The following is a 23265-nucleotide window of genomic DNA, read 5'->3' as shown; positions in this document are numbered from 1 at the left end:
AAGCCCAAGACGAATACGGCGCAACTGCCGGGCGAGAAGAGGACGACGAAGTGGCCCAGAAGACGGCTTCGAGTGCCGACCTGACGTGGTTGCTGGATGATCTGGTGGGCCGGGTGAAGCAGGCCGAGCATGCGGTCGCGCTCTCCACCGACGGGCTGTTGATGGCTTCCTCGCAGGGGTTGAGCCGCGACGACGGCGAGCACCTCGCGGCGATGGCGGCCGGCATCCAGAGCCTGGCGCGGGGCGCCGGCAAGCGCTTCGGCGGCGGCCAGGTGCAGCAGACCATCATCGAGATGCAGTCGTCGTTCCTGTTCGTCACGGCCGCCGGCCGCAACGCCTGCCTGGCGGTCCTCGCCAGCGAGGACGCCGACGTCGGCCTCATCGCGTACGAGATGGCGATGCTCGTCACCCGGGTCGGCAAGTACGTGGCCTCCCCGTCGCGGGGCACCGAACAGTCGGCTGGCGAGAGGTAACGGCCATGACGGTGCAGGGGGAGTCCGCAGAACACCAGTGGGTGGATGACCATGCGGGCCCGGTGGTGCGCCCGTACGCGGTGACACGGGGGCGTGCCCGTCCGGTCACCGGCACGTTCGACCTGATCTCCCTGGTCACCGCGACCCGAGCCGACGTGACGCCGGAGGTGGGTCTCGGTCCCGAGCACCTGGCGATCGTCGGCCTGTGCCAGCGAATACAGTCCGTCGCCGAGATCGCCGCCCACCTCGACCTGCCGGTGGGGACCATCCGGGTGCTCCTCGGCGACCTGGCGGCCCGCAACCTCGTGCAGGTACGCGAACCGCAGACCACGGCCGGTCTTCCCGACAACAGCATCTTCGAGGCGGTAATCAATGGACTACGGGCACTCTGAGCGGCCGGCGGGAGCGACGCCGCTGCCCACCGCGATCAAGATCCTGGTCGCCGGCGGCTTCGGCGTGGGCAAGACCACCATGGTCGGCGCGGTGAGCGAGACCCGGCCGTTGCGCACCGAGGAGGTGCTGACCGAGACCGGCGTCGGCATCGACGACCTGTCCGGGGTGGAGGGTAAGACCACCACCACCGTGGCGATGGACTTCGGCCGGATCACCATCAGCGACGACCTGGTGCTCTACCTGTTCGGCACACCCGGGCAGGACCGGTTCTGGTTCGTCTGGGACGAGCTGGCGCTGGGCGCGATCGGCGCGGTGGTGCTCGCCGACACGCGCCGGCTGGCCGACTGCTTCCCGTCGATCGACTACTTCGAGGGCCGGGGCACCCCGTTCGTGGTGGCGGTGAACTGCTTCGAGGGCGCCCGCCAGTACCGGCTCGACGAGGTGCAGACCGCGCTGAACCTGGACCCGGGCGTGCCGGTGCTGCTCTGCGACGCCCGTCAGCGCGAGTCCAGCAAGGAGGTGCTCGTGACCCTCATGGAGCACGCCATGAAGACCCGCGAGGCGCGTCGCCGGGCGGCCGGCACGGACTGACAAAGTTTTTTCGGGGAGGCTGTCCGGAACGGCCCCGGCCGTTCGTCATGCTGGCAAACACCCGGACACCCGAGGGAGCGCCAGATGAAGTTCATGATGTTCGTCTGCACCGACACCGCACCGGACACCGACCCGACCGAGCTGCCCGACATCCACAAGTGGGTGGCGGAGAACGACTCCCGTGGCCGCCGCCTCACCGGCAACGTGCTGGCGCCGACAAGCGCGGCCACCATGGTCCGGGTCCGCGACGGGGAACTGCTCGTCTCCGAGGGGCCGTTCGCCGAGACCACGGAGGTCATCGTGGGCTTCGACCTGATCGACTGCGCCGACCTCGACGAGGCGATCGAGGTGGCGCGCACCCACCCGATGGCGCGGGAGGGGCGACTGGAACTGCGCCCGTTCGCGGACCTGTCCGCCTGATCGGATGACCCGCACCGACACGACGACCGGTGCGCCCGTCGGCGCGGCCGCGGCGGCTCAGGCCGTCGCGGCCGCCGGCGTGGACGCGTACCCCCGGATCGTCGCGACCCTGATCCGGCTGACCGGGGACTGGGCGTTGGCCGAGGACTGCGCGCAGGAGGCCCTCGCCGTCGCGCTGGAACGCTGGCCCGACGACGGCGTGCCGGCGAACCCGGGCGGCTGGCTGCTGACCGTCGCCCGTAACCGCGCGATCGACGTGCTGCGGCGGGCCGCCGTCGAGCGCCGCAAGCTGCACGAACTGGCGGTGCTCGCGCCGGACGACGCGTGGCCCGAGACCCCGGCGGGGGAGGACGTGGTGGACGACCGGCTGCGGCTCATCTTCACCTGCTGCCATCCGGCGCTCGCGATCGAGGCCCGGGTGGCGTTGACGCTGCGTACCGTCTGCGGGGTGCCGACCGCCGACATCGCCCGGCTCCTGCTGGTCAGCGAGTCGACGATGACCCGCCGGCTGACCCGCGCCCGGACCCGCATCACGCAGGCGGGCATCCCGTACCGGGTGCCGAGCGGGCCGGCGCTTGCCGAACGGCTGCCCGGTGTGCTCGCCGTGCTGTACCTGCTCTTCACCCGGGGATACTCCGTCGACGGCGAGCCGGCCTTCGCCGACGAGGCGGTCCGGCTGGCCCGCCTGCTCGACCGGCTGATGCCCGAGCAGTCCGAGGTCGCCGCGCTGCTGGCGCTCGTCCTGTTCCAGCACTCCCGGCGCGACGCCCGCCGCGACGCCGACGGCAACCTGCTCTCCCTGGAACGGCAGGACCGCCGCCGCTGGGACCGGGCCGCCGTCGCCGACGGGCTCTCCGCGCTGGCCCGGGTCCGGCACCACGGCCCGTACGCGTGGCAGGCCCGCATCGCCGCCTGCCACGCCACCGCGGAGTCCGTCGAGGCCACCGACTGGCCGGCGATCGCCCGCGCCTACGACGCCCTGCTCGGCCTCCGGTCGTCGCCGGTGGTGGCGCTCAACCGCGCGGTCGCGCACGGCTACGCGTACGGGCCGGAAGCCGGACTGGTCCTGCTCGACGCCGCGCGCGCCGGGGGAGGGCTGGACGGTCACCCGGTGGCCGTGGCGGTTCAGGCCGATCTGGTGGCCCGGCAGGGTGACCGGCCGCGTGCCGCCGCGCTGTTCCGGGCGGCGGCGGCTGCGGTGGATTCGGCCGCCGAGCGCCGCGCCCTGCTCGACCGCGCTGCCGACCTCGCCCGGTAGGCCGGACTCGCCCGATCGGGGTGGGCGTCAGCCGCGCTTGGCCATCGCCAGGAATCGGGTCCAGGCCGCCGGGTCGAAGGCGAGCGTCGGACCGGCCGGGTCCTTGGAGTCGCGTACGCCGACGACGCCCGCGAGGTTGTCGACCACCTCGACGCAGTCGCCGCCATTGTTGCCACTCTTGCTGCTCTTGCGCCACCGAGCGCCGGTCAGGTCCATGATGCGGCCGCTTCTCTGATGGGATGGAGGGACTGGGCACGCGACAGGGCTCCGTCGCGAATACGTTCCCACCGTCGTCGAGCGTAGCAACGTCGGCCGCCTTGTCCGATGAGCTGCGCTTGCGCGCTACTCCGCGACGAAGGTTCCTGAGCCCGGTACGCCAACCACCAGTCCGCGCGACTTGAGAGCCTCCACGGCACGGGCGACGGTCCGTCGGGCTGACCCGTACTCCTCTGCCAGCGCGTCATACGTAGGTAGGCGCGAGCCCGGCCGGAACTCCCCGGCGGCGATGCGTCGAGTTAGGTCGTCCTCGATCTCTCGGGCCGTGTACGGGATGGGCACGGACGTCATGGTCCTTCCTACCCAGTTGGACCCTGCTTGCACCTATGGCACTACTTGACCTTCTGGCACTGCTGGCACTAATTTGAGCGGAGTGAGGCGCGGCCCCTGGTGGACATCGAGTCGGCACGGGTCGCAGCCGAATAGGAAGGGCGTCCCGCCTCGTGACAGGAGGCGGGCGTCTCGCCCGTCATGTGGAGGTGGTGCCGATGCTGTCCGAGGAGAAGCCGATGCAGGTGCCCGTCAACGTCGATGCATGGCGCCCCCACCAGTCAGGCAAGCGGCCGGCTGGCCGCTCTCGCCCCCGTTCGATGACAGCCGACCCGACCGGACCACCGCATCCCCCGTACCGTGGCCCGGGTCGCGCGCCGAACGTCGTACCCGAAGCACGCTGGCGCTCCCGGGGTGGCCCGCCGGTCGCGCACACCGCCGACGGCCCCCTGTGGACGTGCGACGCCTGCGGGCGGGACTGGCCCTGCCCGACGATGCGGGCGACCCCGACCGACGCCGCCCGCCGCGCGACCCTGATCCCCGAGTTCTCGCGGATCACCCGCCGGGCGATCCGCGACCTGCGCGGCCGGCCGGGCGGACCCGATCCGGTGGCCATCGTCCGCCGTTTCCTCTGGTTCCTGCCTCTCACCGACGAGGAGGCCCGCGCGGTCGCGCTGCGGCTGCGCTGACCAAGAGCCCCGTCGGGCTCCTGAGCTGGCAGCACCACCTGTGGGCCCTTTGCTCTGCTTCACTCGACGCACCACTGGCAGCCCTTTTTCGGTGCGCCGGTTGAAGCAGAGCAAAGGGCCCGAACAGCAACCTGGGGTACCGGAACGACCCGCCCGGTCTGCCGGCCTGACCGCGAGCGTCCGTCGGCAGAGACGGAGAAGGGCCGCTCCCGCCAGCGCGGGAAGCGGCCCTTCTCAGGTGTACGGTGTCAGTTGGCGATCATGCGGCGCAGCACGTACTGCAGGATGCCGCCGTGCCGGTAGTAGTCCGCCTCGCCCGGGGTGTCGATCCGCACGACGGCCTCGAACTCCACGCCGGTGTCGGTGGTGACCGTCACCGTGCGCGGGGTGTCGCCGTCGTTGAGCGCGGTCACCCCGGTGATGGTGAACATCTCCGTGCCGGTCAGGCCGAGCGACTCGGCGGTGACGTCCACCGGGAACTGCAGCGGCAGCACGCCCATGCCGATCAGGTTCGAGCGGTGGATCCGCTCGTACGACTCGGCGATGACCGCCCGGACGCCCAGCAGCATGGTGCCCTTGGCCGCCCAGTCCCGCGACGAGCCCGACCCGTACTCCTTGCCGGCCAGGATGACCAGCGGGATGCCGGCCTCCTGGTAGGCCATCGAGGCGTCGTAGATCGAGGTCTGCTCGCCGGTGAGGTGGTTGACGGTGAAACCGCCCTCCACCCCGGGCACCAGCTGGTTGCGCAGCCGGATGTTGGCGAAGGTGCCCCGGATCATCACCTCGTGGTTGCCCCGGCGGGAGCCGTACGAGTTGAACTCGTGGCGCGGCACGCCATGCTCGGCGAGGTACGCGCCGGCCGGCGAGTCGGCCTTGATCGAGCCGGCCGGTGAGATGTGGTCGGTGGTCACCGAGTCACCCAGCTTGGCCAGCACCCGAGCGCCGGAGATGTCGACGACCGGGCTCGGCTCCGGCTGCATGCCCTCGAAGTACGGGGGCTTGCGCACGTAGGTCGAGTCGTCGGCCCAGGCGAACGTGTCGCCGGTCGGGGTGGGCAGCGACTGCCACCGCTCGTCGCCGGCGAAGACGTCGGCGTACGCGGCGCTGAACCCGGTCGCGCCGATCGCCTGGGCGATGACGTCCTGGATCTCGGCGCTGTTCGGCCAGATCTCGCGCAGGAAGACCGGGTTACCCTCGCTGTCCTCACCGATCGGCTCGTTGGCCAGGTCGATGTCCATCGTGCCGGCGAGGGCGTACGCGACCACCAGCGGCGGGGACGCCAGGTAGTTCATCTTGACGTCCGGGTTGATCCGGCCCTCGAAGTTCCGGTTGCCGGAGAGCACCGAGACGACCGACAGGTCGTGCTCGTTGACCGCCGCCGACACCTCCTCGGGCAGCGGGCCCGAGTTGCCGATGCAGGTGGTGCAGCCGTACCCGACGAGGTTGAAGCCCAGCTTGTCGAGGTAGGGCGTGAGGCCGGCCCGCTCGTAGTAGTCCATGACGACCTTGGAACCCGGCGCCAGGGTGGTCTTCACCCACGGCTTGCGGGTCAGGCCCTTCTCCACGGCGTTGCGGGCCAGCAGGGCGGCACCGATCATCACCTGCGGGTTGGACGTGTTGGTGCAGGAGGTGATCGCCGCGATCACGACCGCGCCGTGGTCCAGCTCGTACTCGACGCCGTCGGCGCCGGTGACCCGGACCGGGTTGCTGGCCCGGCCGCCCGCGCCGACCGCAGCGGTCTCCAGGTCGCGCGGCTCGTCGGCCGGGTCGCTGAACTGGTTGGCGGGCGGGTCGCTGGCCGGGAAGGACTCGGCGCTGGCCTCGTCGGCCGGCCCGTTCGCGCCCACCGGCAACTGCTCGCGCGCCACACCCGGCTTCAGGTCACGCTCACCGACGGAGTCGTCGGCGACGTAGTCGGTGAGCGCCGAGCGGAACAGCGTCTTCGCGGCGCCCAGCGGCACCCGGTCCTGCGGGCGCTTCGGGCCGGCGAGCGACGGCTCGATGGTGCCCAGATCCAGCTCCAGGCGCTCCGAGTAGGCCGGCTCCGCCTCCGGGTCGTGCCAGAGGCCCTGCTCCTTGGCGTACGCCTCGACGAGCGCGACCTGCGCGGCGTCGCGGCCGGTCAGCTCCAGGTAGCGGATCGTCTCGGCGTCGATCGGGAAGATCGCGACGGTGGAGCCGTACTCCGGGGACATGTTGCCGATGGTGGCCCGGTTGGCAAGCGGCACGGCGCTCACGCCGGGGCCGTAGAACTCGACGAACTTGCCGACCACACCGTGCTTGCGCAGCATCTCGGTGATGGTCAGCACCAGGTCGGTGGCGGTGGTGCCGGCAGGCATCTCGCCGGACAGCTTGAAGCCGACCACGCGCGGGATCAGCATGCTGACCGGCTGGCCGAGCATGGCGGCCTCGGCCTCGATGCCGCCGACGCCCCAGCCCAGCACGCCCAGGCCGTTGACCATCGTGGTGTGCGAGTCGGTGCCGACAACCGTGTCCGGGTACGCCTGGCCGCCACGCTCCATGATGGTGCGGGCCAGGTACTCGATGTTGACCTGGTGCACGATGCCGGTGCCCGGGGGGACGACCTTGAACTCGTTGAACGCGGTCTGGCCCCAGCGCAGGAACTGGTAGCGCTCCTTGTTGCGCTCGTACTCCAGCTCGACGTTGCGGGCGAACGCGTCCTCGCGGCCGAACAGGTCGGCGATCACCGAGTGGTCGATGACCAGCTCGGCGGGGGCGAGGGGGTTGACCTTGGTGGCGTCGCCGCCCAGCTCGCGTACGGCCTCGCGCATGGTGGCCAGGTCGACCACGCAGGGCACGCCAGTGAAGTCCTGCATGAGCACCCGCGCCGGGGTGAACTGGATCTCCACGCTCGGGTCGGCGGTGGGGTCCCACCCGCCGAGCTGCTCGATGTGGTCGGCGGTGATGTTCGCGCCGTCCTCGGTCCGCAGCAGGTTCTCCAGGAGGATCTTCAGGCTGTACGGCAGCCGCTCGTGGCCGTCCACCTTGTCGATCTTGAAAATCTCGTAGCTCGCGTCTCCGACGCGTAGCTGGGTCTTCGCACCGAAGGTGTCGAGGCTCGCCACGTCGTACTCCTTCACACCAGCGACCGTGAGTAGTCCTGAGCAGTGTGTCGCACCGGCCGGGGTGCCGCCGAGGTTAGGTGACACTTACCGCCGAATCCGCTCTCAAACAAAACCGTACGTCCGTCTTGCTAGTTACGCAACCCGACCGCGCGTCCCGCCGACCGCCTCACCCCTAGCCTCCTAGGACGGGCAGGGGGTGTGCGCGGAGCCGCTGGGCCTGGCTCCCATCGGCGGGCGCCCTGCTCTCACTGGCGGGCCCGGCTCTCGGTGGGAGGGCCGGTCGAGCGCACCGGCGCGGGTAGGGTTCGAGGCCCGGTCGGAGGAGGGTCAACCGTGTTCGACGTCCAGCACTGGCTCGTGTCGCTGCCGCCGATCGCGGTCTACCTGCTCGTCGCCGGGGTGATCGGCGTGGAGAGCATGGGCGTCCCCCTGCCCGGTGAGATCGTCCTGGTCAGCTCCGCCCTGCTCGCGGCCACCGGAGTGGTGGAGCCGGAGTGGGTGGCCACGGCCGCCGCGGCCGGAGCGATCGTGGGTGACTCCATCGGGTACGCGGTGGGTCGCCGAGGTGGCCGCCCGCTGCTGGCCCGGTTGGGCCGACGCTTCCCCCGCCATCTCGGCCCCGCCCAGCTCGCCCGCGCCGAGCAGAGCTTCGCCCGGCACGGCGTCTGGGCGGTGTTCTTCGGCCGGTTCGTGGCGCTGCTGCGGATCCTGGCCGGCCCGCTCGCCGGGGCACTGCACGTGCCGTACCGGCGGTTCCTGGTAGCGAACGCCGCCGGTGGGCTGGTGTGGGCCTTCGGCACCACGTACCTGCTGTTCACCGTCGGCCGCGCCGCCGAGCACTGGCTCAAGGACATCTCCTGGGCCGGCCTGGTCCTGGCGGTGCTCGCCGGGCTGGCCAGCACGTGGTGGCTACGCCGACGTGCCCACCGCCTGGAGGCGGCCGAGCCGGCGCAGTCTACGGAGCCGGCGGGGTCCGCCGAGCCGGAGCCGGCGCAGTCCACGGAACCGGCGGAGTCCGCCGAGCGGGCAAAGTCCGCAGAGCCTGTGCAGTCCGCCGAGCCGGCGGAGTCCGCCACGCCGACGCCGGCGCCGGACGGAGACCCGCCGCTGAGCGTGGGGCCGGCGCTGGACGTGGAGCCGGCCCCGGTGCCGGGCGCCGCACCGGCCCGTACCGGCAGGAATCGCTGACCCGGTCATGCCGAAAGGGCCGGGCCCCTGGTGGGGTCCGGCCCTTCCGGTTGTTGCTCTCGCGGGTCAGCTGGTGGCGTAGCCGCGGGTGGCGATCCAGTCGGCGAGGTGCTCGACGGTGACCTCGTAGGAGGCCGTGTTCGGGTCGGCCGAGTCGGCGATCCGCACGACCGCACCGTTGTCGCGGTAGCCGACAACGCTGATGTAGTGCCCACCCTCGAACGAGTGGATACCGCCGTCGGTGTCGGTGGTGGTGCCGGCGATGTTGGCGACCACGGCCCGACCGTTGTCCACGGTCTTCACGACATCGGCGCGCAGCTGGTCGGTCTGCTTGGCGTCGGCGTCGGGCTTGCTGATCTCCACGGAGTGGTAGGCGTCGGCCTTACCGGTCTCCTTGTTCAGCACCGGGGTGATGTCGTTGATGCTGTTGGTGCCGGCCTCGGTGGTGCCCATCTCCTTGGCCATGGCGTCCACGCTGATGTCCTTGCCCTGCACGGACAGGGCGTTGCGGGCGGCGGCAGGACCGCAGTAGTAGAAGTTCGGCTGCGCCTCGTAGCGCACCCCGAGCTGACGCTCACCCGAGGGCTTACGGTCACCCTGGCTCGCGGCGGCGGGCTTGTCGGTGCTCGGCGCGGCGAACGCGGTCGTCACGGGGCCGGCGATGGCGCCGCCGGTGAAGGCCAGGCCCGCAGCGGTCAGAGCGGTCTTACGGATCAGATCGGTACGCATGGTGGCGTGCTCCTCTGCATGGGGGGATACGCGTCGGCACACGAAACGGGGGGTGTGTGCCGGGCGGGAAGTCTTCGGGGGATCTGCCCGGCGGCTCGGGGGGCCTGCTCGGGTGTCCGGGGGTGTAACCGGTCCGGGTGGCGAGTCATTCCGCCGAGGGCTTCCGGACGCCGGCCGGTGGTGCTCGGCCGTGCGGGGGATGTAACCGTGCCGGCCGGTCGGGTGTTCCCGGCGACCGCCGCACAGGCGGGCCGCTCGTGGTGCCCGGTCGTGCGGGGGATGTAACCGTGGCGGCCGGTCGGGTGTTCCCGGCGGCTGCCGTGCGCCGTGGCCCGGGGGTCGCGGCGGCATGCCAGGTATAACGACCCCGCCGGACCGACGATTCCGCCACCCGAGTGCCGCCGGCCACGGGACGGCGACCCCCGAAACCACCCAAACCACCCAGCCGGGAACGGGCATCCGCCGCCGGCCGGGGATGATCGACTCGGGTTCCTTGAAGTCGGGGTGTCCGGGCGCGTCGGATACCGCGACTTCAGGGAACCCGAGTCGATCATGACGATCGTCCCGCCTGTGGTGGCTGTCTGACGACTGGCCACAGGGGAGGCGGGACCGGCCGGAATGGTCAGGCCGGGTCGGCGGGTTTCGGGGCCTCGCTGGCCTGGGCGTGTCGTTCCAGCAGCCGTTGCCGGATCTCCTCCGGCGTGTACGCGCGTCGGCGCCGCTCGGCTCGCGCTATGACCACGCCGGACGCCGCGACCCCGGCGAGGCCGGCGAGCCCGAGGACCTTCCACCACCGCATTCCTTGCCGCATCGGCCTAGGCTAGTCCCTCATGAGCATCAGCCTGGATGAGGCCGTCGAGTTGACCCGCACCGGTGACGTGTGGGTGTTCCGGGGTCGCAGCGTGCCGGACCGGGCGATCCAGTTCACCACGAACAGCCCGGTCAACCATGTCGGGATGGCAGTGGTGCTTGACGACATGCCGCCGCTGATGTGGCACGCGGAGCTGGGCAGGTCGCTGCCGGACCTGTGGTCGGGCACGCACCAGCGCGGTGTGCAGTTGCACGACCTGCGGGACGCGGTCTGCGTGTGGGCCAACCGGTACGGGCAGCGGGCCTGGCTGCGGCAGCTCGACCCGCCGGCCGCCGGGGAGATGGAGCGTGCGGTGCTGCGGACCGTCGCGCGGTTGGACGGCACACCGTTCCCGTCGACCGCGCAGTTGGCGTGGCGGTGGGTGCGCGGTCGGGTGCCGTCGCTGCCCGGCCCCGGCCGGGCCGCACTCCGAGCCGTGTCGCGGGCCGCCCAGGCAGCCTGGGCCAACCCTGCCGCGTCGGGAGACCCGACGACCGGTGCCGACCCGACCGCGTCGGGAGCCCCGACCACCGGGGCCGACCCGTCCGCGCCGGTCGCCTCGGGAAGCCCGACCACCGGGGCAGGCCCGGCCTCGTCGGGAGCCCCGACCACCGGGGCAGGCTCGGCCTCGTCGGGAGCCCCGACCACCGGGGCAGGCCCGACCGGGCCTGGGTCCCGGACGGGTCGGGTCAACTCGGCGGCCTCGGGCAACCCGGCCGGTCCCGGAGCTCCGGCCGCTCCGGTAAGCGCGGCTGCGCGGGAGAGGGCGTTGGAGACGGCGTACTGCGCCGAGGTGGTGGCGGTGACCTACGAGGCGATGGGCCTGCTGCCGGCCGGTAAGCGTCCAAACTGGTACGACCCGGGGCGGTTCTGGAGTGGTGACGATCTGGGGTTGACCGGTGGCGCCCGGTTGGGTGCGGAGATCGAGGTGCGGGTTCCGCCCCGTTGAGGTTTGGCCCGCCCGGTGAGCGGCAATTGCTGTCGCGTGAACGCCTCCACGGATCTCGACACGCTTACCGGCTTCTTCGACCGGTACGGCGCCGCGATGACCTGCGGCGACCTGCCGTCCCTCGCTGGTTGTTACGCCCTGCCGGGGTTGGTGGTGGCCGACACGTACAGCTTCTCGTTCACCTCGCTGGCGGCGGTCGCGCTGTCCTTCGTGGGCGCGGCACCCGACTACCAGGACCGGGAGTTGATCGCCGCGCACGCTCGGATCGAGGACGTGCAACCGGTGTCGGCGTTGCTGACCATGGTGTCGGTGGAGTGGGAGTTCCTGGACAGCCGGGGGCATTCGGTGCCCGGGGAGCGGTACCGCTACCTGCTGCGTACGTCGGGTGAGGGTCCGCTCATCTGCACCGTCATCCGGACGGCCTGACCGCCGGCGGACCGTCCACGCGGGCGAGCCGTTTTCCGCATCACGTGGGCCGGTCGGTCCGATCCGTACCCGCCAGGTTTTCGGTCTGGCCGCCGCTGGCTACGCTGTCGCGTCGGTGGGACGAGGGGAGACCTGATGGCGGTGGGGCCGGAGGGCGCGGGCGGTCCGCGGACGGCGCGGGTGCTGGTGTCGGTGCCGTGGATCGTGGTGCTGCTCGGCATCGGCGCGCTTGTGGTGCTGTTGGTGGTCGCGCTGTTGTCGTTCCGTACCCGGGAGCGGGAGAGCGCGCCGCAGGCCGCGCCGCCGGTGTTCCTGCCGACCGTGCCGGCCACGGCGTCGTCGGCGCCGACGACGGGTGGGCTGGAGCGGCGCACGGCATCGCCACGGCCGTCGCGTAGCAGCCGGACGCCGTCGCCGCGCGCCACCACGGGTTCGCCGTCGCCGGCCCGGACGAGCGCCCCGGCGGTCGCGGCGGCGAACGGGGCGGTGACCGCCCGGTACCAGGTCGGTACGGACGGCTGGAACGCGACCGAGGCGGTGCTGTCGTTGACGAACGAGTCGGCCCGGTCGACGGACTGGCGGGTGGAGTTGGCGTTCGAGGACGACATGCGGGGCCTGCGGGTCAGCGGTGAGGCGGGGATCTCGGTGTCGGCGCAGGGCGACGGTGAGTTCGTGCTGAGCGGCGGCGCGGCGCTGGATCCGGGTGACACGCAGACGGTGCGGTTGCGGCTGGCCTGGGACGGGTCGGGGCAGCGGCCGGTGCGGTGCACTGTCAACGGGGTCGACTGCCGCTTCGGCTGAACGGGCGCCGGTGGCGGCCGTCGGCGCTTCCGGGCCGCGCCGTCGGTCGCTACGCTGCCCGGACGGCCCGCTGAGGGAGGTACATGTCCGGCATGCGTCGCGCGTCGCGACCGTCGCGTGGTCCGGCCGCCATCGCGTCGTCGCCGTGGATCGTGGCGTGCGCCGGCCTCGTCGTGATGCTGGTTCTGCTCTTCGTGGCTCTGGGCGCGTACCGGGGGCGTAGTCCGGCTTCCGACGACGGGCCGCCGCCGGCGGGGTTGCCGTTGCCGCAGGTGCCTGTCGTGCCGTCCGACACGTCGGCGACGCCGCTGCCGGAGCGGTCGCCGGTGCTGCCGGGGCTGTCGCCGCGGGCGAGCGGGCTGCCGCCGAGTACGCCGGCCATGTCGCGGCCACCGGCGGTCGGCCCGACGGTGGCGCCGACCTCGGCGCGGCCGTCGACCCGGGCGCCGCAGCGGCCGCCCGCGGTGAGCGGCCGGTACCGGGTCGTGCAGAGCTTCGACGGGGGTTTCATCGGCGAGGTGCTGATCGTCAACGCGTCGGGTGCGGACCATGGCTGGACGGTGCGGTTCGACTTCACCGGTGGGCGGCTGGTGACCGCCTGGGTGGAGGGGGTGCCACAGGGGACGTTGCGACAGTCCGACGGGAGCTTCACGTACGTCAGTGGGGTGGACGTGCCGGCGGGCGGGTCGGTGCCGTTGCGGTTCCACCTGGAGCGGGCGTCGACCACGCCGCGGGGCTGCACAGTCGACGGAGTGCGCTGCGGCGGGTTCTGAGCTGCCCTTCCGCAAGGACCTTGCTCTGTTACGACTTTGTTTGCAAGGTATTGCAGATTGTTTCGGCAAGGGTTAGCGTGCGGCCAATCACGACCAGAGGAAGGCCGTCGATGAAACCCCCGCCGATCCTGCGCACCGCCGTGCTCGCGCTCGTCTGCCTGTTCACCTTCACCCTCGTCGGTACGCCGGACTCCACGCGTCCCCTCGGCGCCGACGCCGACTCCCGACCGTCCGGTGTCGACCCCCTCGCCGCGGCCGGCGCCCCACAGTGGCGCGACGAGCCCACCGCCGAGGCGTTGCTGGCCGCCGGGGCCGACACCGCGCGTGCCGAGCAGTTCTACTTCGTCCTGCCGGACCGGTTCGCCAACGGCGACCGGCGCAACGATTCCGGCGGCCTGACCGGCGGCCGGCTGCGCACCGGGCTCGACCCGACCGACAAGGGCTTCTACCACGGCGGCGACCTCAAGGGCGTCATCGACAAGCTGGCCTACATCCAGGGTCTGGGCACGACAGCCATCTGGCTCGCCCCGATCTTCAAGAACCGTCCGGTCCAGAGCAGGGGCGATGACGTCTCGGCCGGCTACCACGGCTACTGGATCACCGACTTCACCCAGGTCGACCCGCACTTCGGCACCAACGCGCAGCTCAAGGAGCTGGTCTCGCTCGCGCATCGGCGGGGGATCAAGGTCTACCTCGACGTCGTGGTCAACCACACCGCCGACGTCATCAAGTACGCCGAGGACTCCTACGCCTACGTGGACAAGGCGACCTCGCCGTACACCGACGCGCAGGGGCGGGCCTTCGAGGACCGCAACTACGCCGACGGCAGCCGTGACTTCCCGACTGTCGACAGGAACTCCGGCCCGTACACGCCGGTCCTTCCCGAGCCCGGCGACGCCACAGTCAAGGTGCCGGCCTGGCTCAACGACGCGACCATGTACCACAACCGGGGCGACTCGACCTTCTCCGGCGAGAACAGCGAGTACGGCGACTTCAGCGGCCTCGACGACCTGTGGACCGAGCGTCCCGAGGTGGTGCGGGGAATGACGAAGGCGTACGGCGACTGGATCGGCGCGACAGGCGTCGACGGGTTCCGGCTGGACACCGTCAAGCACGTCAACATGGACTTCTGGCCGCAGTTCACCCGGGGTGTCGAGCGGGCCGCCGAGAAGGCCGGCAAGAAGGACTTCTTCCTGTTCGGCGAGGTGTACAGCGCCAACCCGGAGATCACGTCGACGTACGTGCGGCGGGGCGGCCTGCCCGCCACCATCGACTTCGCGTTCCAGGAGGCCGCGCGGGGCTACACGGCGGGCGCCGGATCGGCGAAGGCCCTCGCCGACGTGTACGCCCGCGACGACCTCTACGCCGCCCGGGACACCGACGCGGGCCGGCTGACCACCTTCCTCGGCAACCACGACATGGGCCGGATCGGGTCGTTCATCGCCGGCGGCGGCACCGACCCGGCCAGCCACCTGCGTCGCGACCAGCTCGCCCACCAGCTGATGTTCCTGACCCGTGGCCAGCCGGTGGTCTACTCCGGCGACGAGCAGGGCTTCACCGGCCCCGGCGGGGACAGGGACGCCCGGCAGGACATGTTCGCGTCCAAGGTCGACGACTATCTCGACGACGACCTGCTCGGCACCGACCGCACCCACGCCAGCGACCAGTTCGACACCGGTCACCCGCTGTACCGGACGATCGCGGAGCTGGGCCGCCTGCGCCAGGCGCACCCGGCGCTGCGCGACGGCATCCAGGTCACCAGGTACGCCGCCGACGGCCCCGGCGTGTTCGCCGCCTCCCGGATCGCGCCCGCCGACCGGACCGAGTACGTGGTGGCGGTGAACAACGCCGCGACCGCGCAGACTGTCACGGTGGACACCTGGTCGGCCGGCGCCACCTTCACCGGCATCTACGGCGGATCGAACACCGCGACGGCGGGCGGCGACGGCAGGCTGACGCTGACCGTGCCGCCGCTGTCGGCGGCCGTGTACCGGGCGGGCACCGCCATCGCCCGGCCGACCGGCAACCCGGCGATCGCCATCACCACTCCCGCACCGGGCGCGTCGGTGGCCACCCCCGCGGCGGTCACCGCGACGGTGACAGGCGACCCGCTGGCCACCGTCACCGTGGCGGCCCGGGTGGCCGGCGGCAGGTGGACGTTGCTGGGCAGCGCCGACCACGCGCCGTACACCGTGCACCACGACCTGGACGGGCTGGCCGGCGGCACCCGGATCGAGTACCGCGCCGTCGTCCGCGACGGTCGGGGCCGCACCGCGACCGCGCGGTCCGACGCCGTCGTCGGCACACCCGAGCAGGGCGGGTCGCGGGAGTGGGCGGTGGTGCACTACAAGCGTCCGGCCGGGGGGTACGACGACTGGGGGCTGTACGCGTGGGGTGACATCGACCCGGCGTACGTCACCGAGTGGCCGAAGGGACAGCCGTTCGCCGGTGAGGACTCCTACGGCCGGTTCGCCTGGGTGAAGCTCAAGCCGGGCGCGACGTCGGTGGGCTTCGTGGTGGTCGACTCCGACGGCACGAAGGACGTCGCCCAGGACCGCAGCATCGACGTCACGCAGACCGGTGAGGTCTGGCTCAAGCAGGGCGACCCGACGGTCTACCCGAGTAGGCAGGCGGCCACCGGTCAACCGGACCCGCCGGTCGAGGAGGGCACCGCAGTCATCCACTACCGGCGGGCCGACGGCAACTACGACGGGTGGGGTCTGCACCTGTGGGACGGGGCGGCCAACCCGACCGACTGGGCCACCCCGCTCACGCCGACCTCCACCGACGCGTTCGGCGCGGTGTTCCGGGTGCCGCTGGCGGCCGGGGCCACCGGGCTGAACTACATCATCCACCAGGGCGACACCAAGGATCTGCCCGACGACCAGCGGCTCGACTTCGCCAGCGTCGGCCGGGAGGTGTGGTTGCTCGCCGCCACCCCGGGGCGGCTGCTGCCGTCGACCGCGACAAGCGCAGGCGGGGACACCGACATCGGCAAGCAGAACGCGCACTGGATCGACAGGTCCACAGTGGCCTGGCGGACACCACCTACCGACGGCCGGGTGTACGCCCTGGTGGCCGCCCCGACCGGCGGAGTGAGCGTCGTCGACGGCGAGCTGTCCGGGACGTACACCAGTCTGCCGTTGCGGGCGCAGCGCAACGGGCTCGCCGAGGCCCAGCGCGCGGCGTTCCCGCACCTGTGGTCCTACCGGGCCTTCACGCTGGACCGGGGTGACCTGGCGAAGGTGCCGTCGGCGCTGCGCGGGCAGCTGCTGGTCACCGAGCGCGACGCTTCGGGCGCCCTGCTCGCCGCGACCGGCGTGCAGATCCCCGGCGTGCTCGACGACGTGTACTCCCGGGCCACCCAGGTCACGCTCGGCCCGACCTTCGCCGGTCGTACCCCGAGCCTCGCGCTCTGGGCGCCGACCGCCCGGACGGTGGCGCTGCAACTGTTCGACGCACCGACGGCGACGCCGAGGACGGTGCCGATGCGCCGCGACGACCGCACCGGCGTCTGGTCGGTGCGCGGCAGCCACGCCTGGACGGGGAAGTACTACCGCTACCAGGTGCAGGCGTGGCAGCCGGCCGCGCAGCGGATGGTCACCGCGTCGGTGACCGACCCGTACTCGGTGGCCCTCGCCGCGGACTCCACGCACAGTCAGCTGGTCGACCTGAACGACCCGGCGCTGGCCCCACCGGGCTGGCGGACCCTGCGTAAACCGGCCGCCGTGCCGGCGTCGAAGGCGCAGATCTCCGAGCTGTCGGTACGCGACTTCTCCATCGCCGACGACACCGTGCCGGCCGAGCGCCGGGGCACCTTCCTGGCCTTCACCGACCCGAAAACCGCCGGGATGACCCACCTGCGGGCGTTGGGCGACGCCGGTGTCACCCACCTGCACCTGCTGCCGGTGTTCGACTTCGCCACGATCCCCGAGAAGCGGGCCGACCAGCGCCAGCCGGCCTGCGACCTGGCGGCGCTCCCGCCGGACTCCGAGCAGCAGCAGAAGTGCGTGGCGGCGGTGGCCGAGACCGACGGCTACAACTGGGGCTACGACCCGCTGCACTACACCGTCCCCGAGGGCGGGTACGCGGTCGACCCGGTCGGTGCGGCGCGGACCACCGAGTTCCGGCGGATGGTCGCCGGGGTGAACGAGGCCGGCCTGCGGGTGGTCATGGACGTGGTCTACAACCACACGTCGGCGGCCGGCGTCGACGAGAAGTCGGTGCTCGACCAGATCGTGCCCGGCTACTACCACCGGCTGCTGGAGGACGGCACGGTCGCCAACTCCACGTGCTGCGCCAACACCGCCCCGGAACACGCGATGATGGGCAAGCTGGTCGTCGACTCGCTCGTCACCTGGGCGAAGCAGTACCGGGTGGACGGCTTCCGGTTCGACCTCATGGGGCACCACCCGAAGGCGAACATCCTGGCCGTGCGCGCCGCGCTGGACCGGCTGACCGTCGCCCGCGACGGGGTGGACGGCAAGGCGATCCTGCTCTACGGCGAGGGCTGGAACTTCGGCGAGGTCGCCAATGACGCCCGGTTCGTGCAGGCCACCCAGGCCAACATGGCCGGCACCGGCGTCGGCACGTTCAACGACCGGATGCGCGACGCCGTGCGCGGCGGCGGGCCGTTCGACACCAACCCCCGCGCGCAGGGCTTCGCGTCCGGGCTCTACACCGACCCCAACGGCGACCCGGTGAACGGGTCGGCGGCCGCGCAGAAGGCCCGCCTGCTGCACGCCCACGACCTGATCAAGGTGGGTCTCACCGGCAACCTGCGGGAATACCGGTTCACCGACACCTCGGGGCGCACGGTCACCGGCGCGCAGGTCGACTACAACGGCTCCCCGGCCGGCTACACCGCGGCGCCCGGGGAGGCCGTCACCTACGTCGACGCGCACGACAACGAGATCCTGTACGACGCGCTGGCGTACAAGCTGCCGCAGGCCACCTCGGCGGCGGACCGGTCCCGGATGCAGGTGCTGGCGCTGAGCACCGTGGTGCTGGGGCAGGGCACCGGGTTCGTCACCGCCGGCAGCGAACGGCTGCGGTCGAAGTCGTTGGACCGCAACTCGTTCAACTCCGGTGACTGGTTCAACCAGATCCGCTGGGACTGCGCGCGGGGCAACGGGTTCGGCGCCGGCCTGCCGCCGGCGCCGGACAACCAGGACAAGTGGCCGTACGCCAAGCCTCTGCTCGCCGACCCTGCCCTGGTGCCCGACTGCACGGCGATCACCACCACCGACGCCCGGTACGCCGAGCTGCTGCGCATCCGGGCGTCCTCGCCGGTGTTCGGGTTGAGCACCGCCGAGCAGGTGCAGCGGCGGGTCGCGTTCCCGCTGTCCGGGGAGCAGGAGACCCCTGGTGTGCTGACCATGACTCTCGACGCCCGTGGCCTGGGCGGGCCGTGGACGTCGCTGACAGTGGTCTTCAACAGCACGCCGGAGACGGCGACGCAGACCGTTACCGGTCTGCGGGGGGCGGACGTGGCGCTGCACCCGGTGCTGGTGGACTCGGCCGACCCGGCGCTGCGGACGGCGTCGTTCGACCGGGCCGCCGGCACGTTCACGGTGCCGGCGCGCAGCGTGGCGGTGTTCGTCAGGAAGTAGGGACGTGGACCGGCCCCCTTCCGCGTCGTGCGGAAGGGGGCCGGCCCGTCGTGCTGGCGCTACGCCCTGATCAGGCGAAGCAGTTCTCGATGGTGCCGCCCGGGATGGCCAGGCAGTTCGTCGGACGGTTCGCGGTGATCGCGGACTTGTCGTCCACGTTCACCTCGCCGAAGAAGCTGAAGACCCCGCCCGGCTCGAAGGTGGAGAAGTTGTGGGCGACCTTCGCCTTCGACAGGTTGACCTCGCCGAAGATGTTGAAGATGCCGCCACCGACCCCGATAGGACCGATCGCCCGGTTGCCCACGACCTCGGTCTCCCGAAGCGTGGTGATGCTGCCGGCGTTGAAGAGCCCGCCGCCGAAGAACCCGGCGGTGTTGTCCTTGATGGCGCCCTTCTCGAACGTGACAGCGCTGTCGAACGCGATGGCCACGCCGCCGCCGACACCGGCGGTGCTGTTCTTCTCGACAGTGCTGCCGTACAGGTTCAGCTGGCTGTCCGCCGCGGCCAGACCGCCACCGGCGAGGACCGCGGTGTTCGAGGCGAACTTCGTCTCGTACGCCGTGGTGTTGCCCTCGATGTCGAGGTAGCCGCCGCCGAAGCCCAGCGTCTCGTTGTCGGTGATCTCAGCCTTCTTCAACTCGACGGTCCCGCCGTCGACGTCGTCGGTGAAGATCCGCGCGGCGCCGTTGGAGATACCGCCACCACCGATGACTGCGGTGTTGTCGGTGATCTTCGACTCCTCGACCTTGAGCAGGCCGGCGTTGAAGACACCCCCACCGAAGAAGAAGGCGGTGTTGCGGGTGACGGTGCTGTGCCAGATCTTCGTGGTGCCGAAGTTGGCCACGCCACCGCCGTTGCCGCCCGACTGGTTGAGAACGACCTCGGACTCCAGGATCTCGGCGGTGCCACCCGGCTGGACCAGGATGCCGGCACCGTCGTTCTCGTCCGGCTCCTCGACCAGCGGCGTGACGACGCCCGGCGCCGCCTTCGTCGCGGCCTTCGGCGTCACCTTCGGCGCGGCCTTCAGGCCGGCCTTCGGGTTGGCCTGCCGCGTCGCGAGCGCCTGGTTCAGCGGAACGCCCGCCTTCACCTGCGCCGCGATCGCCTCGGAGTCCGAGTAGGACGCCCAGACGGCCGCCGGCTCGACGGAGTCGAACAGTTCGAGGGTCTGGCCACCCTTGATGGTCAGGCCCTTGATGGTGAGGTGACCACCGCTGCCGACGTTCAGGATCCGGAAGTAGTCGGCCGTGGCCTCCCGGACGATGGTGGTGTGCTCGCCCTTGAGGGTGATGTTCTCGGTGATGATCGGAAGGCCGTTGCCCTCGTAGTCGTTGCGGCTCAGGTTGTAGGTGCAGCCCTTGGCCAGCTCCAGCACACCGCCGTGCTTGTTGTTGGCGAACACGATCGCCTGAATCAGCTTGTCGGTGTCGCAGGGCACCTCCTTCCCGCGCTCGTGGTCCTTGTCGCGGTCCTTGCCCTTGTCCTGGTCCTTGTCCTTGTCCCAGTCGCGGCCTTCGTCACCGTGCTGGTCGCCGTCCTTGCTGACCTGCGCGGTGTTCCAGTTCAGGCCAACCGCTCCGGCGCTGCCCGCGACGCCCACCGCCGCGAGGCTGATCACGCCCGTCAGACCGGCCACGCCGCTGGCGAGCCAGAGCTTGCGGCGGCTCTTGGCCGTCGCCCGCCCGGAGGCTTCGTTGTTCGTTAGGTAGTTGGACATCGGAGCTCTCTGCCCTCTCCTCGTACCAGACAGGGTCGCCGCCCTCAGGCGGTCGTCCCCTGCTACAAATCGGTTGTAGCTCCCAAAAACACCGTATGAGAATGTTCCTCGCCTCGCGGGCGTATCCGAAACAACCCCACATTAGGTTCACGTTGCGCGTTCGGCGGCCGGGAGGGCCCGGCCGGGCACGCCGCCCCCAAGCCGGGCCGTCGGGCCTCTGAGCAGCCCAAATGGGTACGCCCCTCCGTGCCGTGACCGGCTCGGAGGGGCGCGCCCTCTATGTGGTTCAGCCCCACCCGATCAGGCGAAGCAGTCCCGAACGTTGAAGCAGTTCGTCGGGCGGTTGGCAGTGACCGCGGACTCGTCGTCCAGCAGGACCGTGCCGCCCAGGCTGTTGAAGATGCCCCCCGGCTCGAGGGTGGAGAAGTTGTACGCCACAGTCGTCCGGTAGAGCCTGACCTCGCTCCCCTCGGCGTTGACGATGCCGCCGCCGCGGCCGAACGGACCGACGGCCCGGTTGCCCACCACTTCGCTGTCGCGCAGCGTGGTGACGCCGTCGTCGTTGTAGAGGCCGGCGCCGGACAAGCCCGAGGTGTTGTCCTTGATCCTGCTGTTCTCGATCGTCGCAACGCTGTCGGAGCTCACGAACAGGCCGCCACCCTCGCGGGCGGCGCTGTTCTTGACCACCGTGGCGTCCTTGAGGGTGAGCTGGCTGTCCGCCACCGCGACGCCACCACCCTCGAGCACCGCGGTGTTGTCACCGACAGTCGTCTGGTGCAGCGTCGTGGTGCCCTCGACATCCAGCACGCCGCCGCCGAAGCCGAGCGTCTCGTTGTCGGTGACCTCGCTCTTGTAGACCCAGACCGAACCGCCCACAACGCCCTCGCTGCGAATCGCCGGCGCGCCGTTGGAGATGCCACCGCCACCGATGATTCCGGTGTTGTCCTTGATCTTCGACTCGTCGACCTGGAGTACGCCGGCGTTGAAGATGCCGCCGCCGACGAAGAAGGCGGTGTTGTGCGCGACCGTCGTCTTGCTGAGCCTGGTGCTGCCGAAGTTGGCCAGCCCGCCGCCGTTGCCGCCGGACTGGTTGTAGAGCAGCTCACTGTCCAGGATCTCCGCCCGGCCCCCGGGCTGCACGAGCACCCCGGCACCGTCGTTGAATCCGGGCTCCTCCACCAGCGGCACGACCGCCGCCGTGCTCGCCGCGGCCGGCGGGGCCTTGGCGATTGTCGCTGCCTGCTGGGCCGCTGTGGTCCCTGGCTCGGCCGCAGCCTGCTTGGCCGCTGCCTGCTTGTCTACCGCTGCCTTCGCTGCCGCGGCCGTCTTTGCCGTTGCCTGCTTGGCTGCTGCCGACTCCGCCGTCGCCTTGGCTGCTGCCGACTCCGCCGTCGCCTTGGCTGCTGTCGCCTTGGCTGCTGCCGCCTTGGCTGCCGTCGCCTTGGCTGCCGCTACCTGCTCGGCTGCTGCCGCGTCCGTGGCCGCCTTGGCTGCTGCCGCGTCCGTGGCCGCCTTGGCTGTTCCCGTCGGCGCTGCCGCCTTGGTCACGGGCTTGGTCGCCGCCGTCGGCTCCGCCACCTTGGCTGCTCCCGGTGCGGTCGCCGCCGCCGTTGTCGCTGCCTGCTTGGCCGCCGTCGGATTGGCCGCCGTCGTTCCCGCCTTGGCTGCCGCCGTCGTTGCCGGGTCGGTTGTCGCCGCCGGCTTCGTCGCCGTCGTTGTCGCCCCCGCCGGCTTGGCCGCGGCGCCGGATGCGGTGGCGACCGTCGATCCGGCCGTCGCCGCGGTGGCCCGGACCGAGGGCGAGTACGGCCCCCAGACCGTCGCCGGATCCACGGTTATCGCCTGCTGGATGGTCTGCCCACCCTTGATGCTCAGGCCCTTGAGGGTGAGTTGCCCGCCCGGACCGACGTTCAGGATGCGGAAGTAGTCGGCGGTGGCCTCACGACCAATGGTGGTGTGCTCGCCCTTGAGCGTGATGGGCTCGGTGATCACCGGGAGGCCGTTGCCGTCCTGATTGCGGGTCAGGGTGTACGTGCAACCCTTGGCCAGGTCCAGCACTCCGCCGTCGCCGTTGTTGGCGAAGGTGATCGCCTGGATCAGCTTGTCCGAGTCGCAGGGCACCTGCTTGGTGCGGTCCTTCTCGTCCCGCTTGTCGTCCTTGCCGGCGCGGTCGTCGAAGCCACTCCAGTCGTCGCCGCTCCACTCGTCGTCGCCGCCGCTCTCCTTGGCGCCACTCTCCCTGCCACCGTCGGTGTTCCCGCCGGCGTCGCTGACGTTCTGCCTGTTGGTCGACGGCTGGGCGTCGGACACCCGGCCGGAGGTGGGCTTGTCGTCCCGGGCGGCCACACCACCGAGGGCGGCCAGCCCGACCACCCCGGTCAGGCCGGCGACGCCGGCAACCCACAGCGCCCGTCGTCGTCGTGTCGGCGGAGCCGTCGAGGCCCCGCCGTCGGTACTCGTTACGTCGTTGGACATCAGAGCCTTCCGCCCTTCCTACTACCAGACGGGGTCGCACCGCCCGCAGCGCCACGACCAGCCACAAATCGGTTGCAGCCTCCGATGCCCACCGTATGAGAACTATCTTCGCGAGGCGGACGTATCCGAGAAAACCCCGCATATGCCTCAGGTTGGGGCAGGGATCCGGTAACCGTCCGGGGTGACAGGAAGAGGCGTGAGCAGCCCAAACGCTGCCGCCGCGCGTGATCCACTCGCGTTCCTGGAAAGCGCGCTCTCCAAGCGGGTCGGAAGCCCCGACATCCAGGAA

General features: G+C 71.3%; 18 protein-coding genes and 2 pseudogenes. 13 read left to right on the top strand and 7 right to left on the bottom strand.

Going from position 1 to position 23265, the window contains the following annotated elements; translation table 11 throughout:
* The first annotated feature begins 50 nt into the window (after positions 1 to 50).
* From MILUP08_RS24260 to MILUP08_RS24240, 5 genes are all read left to right on the top strand, one after another.
* Complete coding sequence (locus MILUP08_RS24260; protein WP_007462632.1) at positions 51 to 473, top strand: roadblock/LC7 domain-containing protein; 423 nt, start codon at positions 51 to 53, stop codon at positions 471 to 473.
* A 5-nt stretch (positions 474 to 478) separates the two neighbouring features.
* A complete protein-coding gene (locus MILUP08_RS24255) occupies positions 479 to 865 on the top strand; it encodes a DUF742 domain-containing protein (RefSeq protein ID WP_007462630.1) in 387 nt (128 codons plus the stop codon).
* Entirely contained in the window at positions 846 to 1457 is a 612-nt protein-coding gene (locus tag MILUP08_RS24250) for a GTP-binding protein (protein WP_007462628.1), read from the top strand. Before MILUP08_RS24255 ends, MILUP08_RS24250 begins: the two co-directional genes overlap by 20 nt.
* 84 nt (positions 1458 to 1541) lie before the next feature.
* Positions 1542 to 1877, top strand: coding sequence for a YciI family protein (locus MILUP08_RS24245; protein WP_007462626.1), 336 nt, complete (start codon positions 1542 to 1544; stop codon positions 1875 to 1877).
* 4 nt (positions 1878 to 1881) lie between these two features.
* Positions 1882 to 3135: an RNA polymerase sigma factor gene (locus tag MILUP08_RS24240; RefSeq protein WP_007462625.1), complete on the top strand. Its 1254-nt coding sequence runs from the start codon at positions 1882 to 1884 to the stop codon at positions 3133 to 3135.
* Positions 3136 to 3162: 27 nt separating this feature from the next.
* On the opposite strand, the gene MILUP08_RS24235 is transcribed toward MILUP08_RS24240, so the two are convergent.
* Both MILUP08_RS24235 and MILUP08_RS37470 read right to left on the bottom strand, forming a co-directional pair.
* Entirely contained in the window at positions 3163 to 3351 is a 189-nt protein-coding gene (locus MILUP08_RS24235; RefSeq protein WP_007462623.1) for a DUF397 domain-containing protein, read from the bottom strand.
* A 126-nt stretch (positions 3352 to 3477) separates the two neighbouring features.
* Positions 3478 to 3702 carry a winged helix-turn-helix domain-containing protein gene (locus MILUP08_RS37470; protein WP_007462621.1) on the bottom strand — a complete coding sequence of 75 codons (225 nt, stop codon included), beginning with the start codon at positions 3700 to 3702 and terminating at the stop codon, positions 3478 to 3480.
* A 299-nt stretch (positions 3703 to 4001) separates the two neighbouring features.
* On the opposite strand from MILUP08_RS37470, the gene MILUP08_RS24225 reads away from it, so the two are divergent.
* On the top strand, positions 4002 to 4370 hold the full coding sequence (locus MILUP08_RS24225) for a hypothetical protein (RefSeq protein WP_237747182.1): 369 nt from the start codon (positions 4002 to 4004) through the stop codon (positions 4368 to 4370).
* Between the two features lie 248 nt (positions 4371 to 4618).
* Here the strand turns inward: MILUP08_RS24225 and MILUP08_RS24220 are convergent, their stop codons facing one another.
* Complete coding sequence (locus MILUP08_RS24220; protein WP_039906552.1) at positions 4619 to 7471, bottom strand: aconitate hydratase; 2853 nt, start codon at positions 7469 to 7471, stop codon at positions 4619 to 4621.
* A 318-nt stretch (positions 7472 to 7789) separates the two neighbouring features.
* Here MILUP08_RS24220 and MILUP08_RS24215 point away from each other — a divergent pair, with 318 nt between their 5' ends.
* Complete coding sequence (locus MILUP08_RS24215; protein ID WP_007462614.1) at positions 7790 to 8644, top strand: DedA family protein; 855 nt, start codon at positions 7790 to 7792, stop codon at positions 8642 to 8644.
* A 66-nt stretch (positions 8645 to 8710) separates the two neighbouring features.
* On the opposite strand, the gene MILUP08_RS24210 is transcribed toward MILUP08_RS24215, so the two are convergent.
* Together MILUP08_RS24210 and MILUP08_RS24205 are read right to left on the bottom strand one after the other, a co-directional pair.
* Complete coding sequence (locus MILUP08_RS24210; protein WP_007461545.1) at positions 8711 to 9373, bottom strand: C39 family peptidase; 663 nt, start codon at positions 9371 to 9373, stop codon at positions 8711 to 8713.
* Positions 9374 to 9995: 622 nt separating this feature from the next.
* Positions 9996 to 10184, bottom strand: a complete 189-nt coding sequence (locus MILUP08_RS24205; RefSeq protein WP_039906551.1) for a hypothetical protein — start codon at positions 10182 to 10184, stop codon at positions 9996 to 9998.
* Between the two features lie 19 nt (positions 10185 to 10203).
* Here MILUP08_RS24205 and MILUP08_RS36410 point away from each other — a divergent pair.
* From MILUP08_RS36410 to pulA, 6 genes and pseudogenes are all read left to right on the top strand, one after another.
* Positions 10204 to 10671 (top strand): annotated as a pseudogene (locus MILUP08_RS36410) (hypothetical protein); the annotation flags it as partial.
* 312 nt (positions 10672 to 10983) lie between these two features.
* Positions 10984 to 11172, top strand: a pseudogene (locus tag MILUP08_RS36405) (hypothetical protein); the annotation flags it as partial.
* A gap of 36 nt (positions 11173 to 11208) precedes the next feature.
* On the top strand, positions 11209 to 11598 hold the full coding sequence (locus tag MILUP08_RS24195; protein ID WP_007462608.1) for a hypothetical protein: 390 nt from the start codon (positions 11209 to 11211) through the stop codon (positions 11596 to 11598).
* A 135-nt stretch (positions 11599 to 11733) separates the two neighbouring features.
* The gene (locus tag MILUP08_RS24190) at positions 11734 to 12399 is read left to right on the top strand and encodes a hypothetical protein (protein WP_007462607.1); all 666 of its coding nucleotides are present in this window, start codon (positions 11734 to 11736) and stop codon (positions 12397 to 12399) included.
* A gap of 83 nt (positions 12400 to 12482) precedes the next feature.
* Positions 12483 to 13172 carry a cellulose binding domain-containing protein gene (locus tag MILUP08_RS37200; protein WP_272944014.1) on the top strand — a complete coding sequence of 230 codons (690 nt, stop codon included), beginning with the start codon at positions 12483 to 12485 and terminating at the stop codon, positions 13170 to 13172.
* A gap of 110 nt (positions 13173 to 13282) precedes the next feature.
* Complete coding sequence (pulA, locus tag MILUP08_RS24180; protein ID WP_007462600.1) at positions 13283 to 18784, top strand: pullulanase-type alpha-1,6-glucosidase; 5502 nt, start codon at positions 13283 to 13285, stop codon at positions 18782 to 18784.
* Between the two features lie 70 nt (positions 18785 to 18854).
* Here pulA and MILUP08_RS24175 read toward each other — a convergent pair whose 3' ends face one another.
* Both MILUP08_RS24175 and MILUP08_RS24170 read right to left on the bottom strand, forming a co-directional pair.
* On the bottom strand, positions 18855 to 20501 hold the full coding sequence (locus MILUP08_RS24175; RefSeq protein ID WP_007462598.1) for a hypothetical protein: 1647 nt from the start codon (positions 20499 to 20501) through the stop codon (positions 18855 to 18857).
* A 300-nt stretch (positions 20502 to 20801) separates the two neighbouring features.
* A complete protein-coding gene (locus MILUP08_RS24170; RefSeq protein ID WP_007462596.1) occupies positions 20802 to 22976 on the bottom strand; it encodes a hypothetical protein in 2175 nt (724 codons plus the stop codon).
* Positions 22977 to 23265 lie beyond the last annotated feature (289 nt).

Origin of the sequence: Micromonospora lupini str. Lupac 08 (assembly GCF_000297395.2) — a bacterium.
Classification (GTDB): domain Bacteria; phylum Actinomycetota; class Actinomycetes; order Mycobacteriales; family Micromonosporaceae; genus Micromonospora; species Micromonospora lupini.
This window is presented reverse-complemented; position numbering and strand designations above follow the sequence as displayed.

Excerpts from the sequence above, each read along its gene's own strand:
- MILUP08_RS24255 (WP_007462630.1), top strand. The coding sequence starts at position 479 with ATGACGGTGCAGGGGGAGTCCGCAGAACACCAGTGGGTGGATGACCAT.
- MILUP08_RS24250 (WP_007462628.1), top strand. The coding sequence starts at position 846 with ATGGACTACGGGCACTCTGAGCGGCCGGCGGGAGCGACGCCGCTGCCC.
- MILUP08_RS24245 (WP_007462626.1), top strand. The coding sequence starts at position 1,542 with ATGAAGTTCATGATGTTCGTCTGCACCGACACCGCACCGGACACCGAC.
- MILUP08_RS24240 (WP_007462625.1), top strand. The coding sequence starts at position 1,882 with ATGACCCGCACCGACACGACGACCGGTGCGCCCGTCGGCGCGGCCGCG.
- MILUP08_RS24235 (WP_007462623.1), bottom strand. The coding sequence starts at position 3,351 with ATGGACCTGACCGGCGCTCGGTGGCGCAAGAGCAGCAAGAGTGGCAAC.
- MILUP08_RS37470 (WP_007462621.1), bottom strand. The coding sequence starts at position 3,702 with ATGACGTCCGTGCCCATCCCGTACACGGCCCGAGAGATCGAGGACGAC.
- MILUP08_RS24225 (WP_237747182.1), top strand. The coding sequence starts at position 4,002 with ATGACAGCCGACCCGACCGGACCACCGCATCCCCCGTACCGTGGCCCG.
- MILUP08_RS24210 (WP_007461545.1), bottom strand. The coding sequence starts at position 9,373 with ATGCGTACCGATCTGATCCGTAAGACCGCTCTGACCGCTGCGGGCCTG.
- MILUP08_RS24205 (WP_039906551.1), bottom strand. The coding sequence starts at position 10,184 with ATGCGGCAAGGAATGCGGTGGTGGAAGGTCCTCGGGCTCGCCGGCCTC.
- MILUP08_RS24190 (WP_007462607.1), top strand. The coding sequence starts at position 11,734 with ATGGCGGTGGGGCCGGAGGGCGCGGGCGGTCCGCGGACGGCGCGGGTG.
- MILUP08_RS37200 (WP_272944014.1), top strand. The coding sequence starts at position 12,483 with ATGTCCGGCATGCGTCGCGCGTCGCGACCGTCGCGTGGTCCGGCCGCC.
- pulA (WP_007462600.1), top strand. The coding sequence starts at position 13,283 with ATGAAACCCCCGCCGATCCTGCGCACCGCCGTGCTCGCGCTCGTCTGC.
- MILUP08_RS24175 (WP_007462598.1), bottom strand. The coding sequence starts at position 20,501 with ATGTCCAACTACCTAACGAACAACGAAGCCTCCGGGCGGGCGACGGCC.
- MILUP08_RS24170 (WP_007462596.1), bottom strand. The coding sequence starts at position 22,976 with ATGTCCAACGACGTAACGAGTACCGACGGCGGGGCCTCGACGGCTCCG.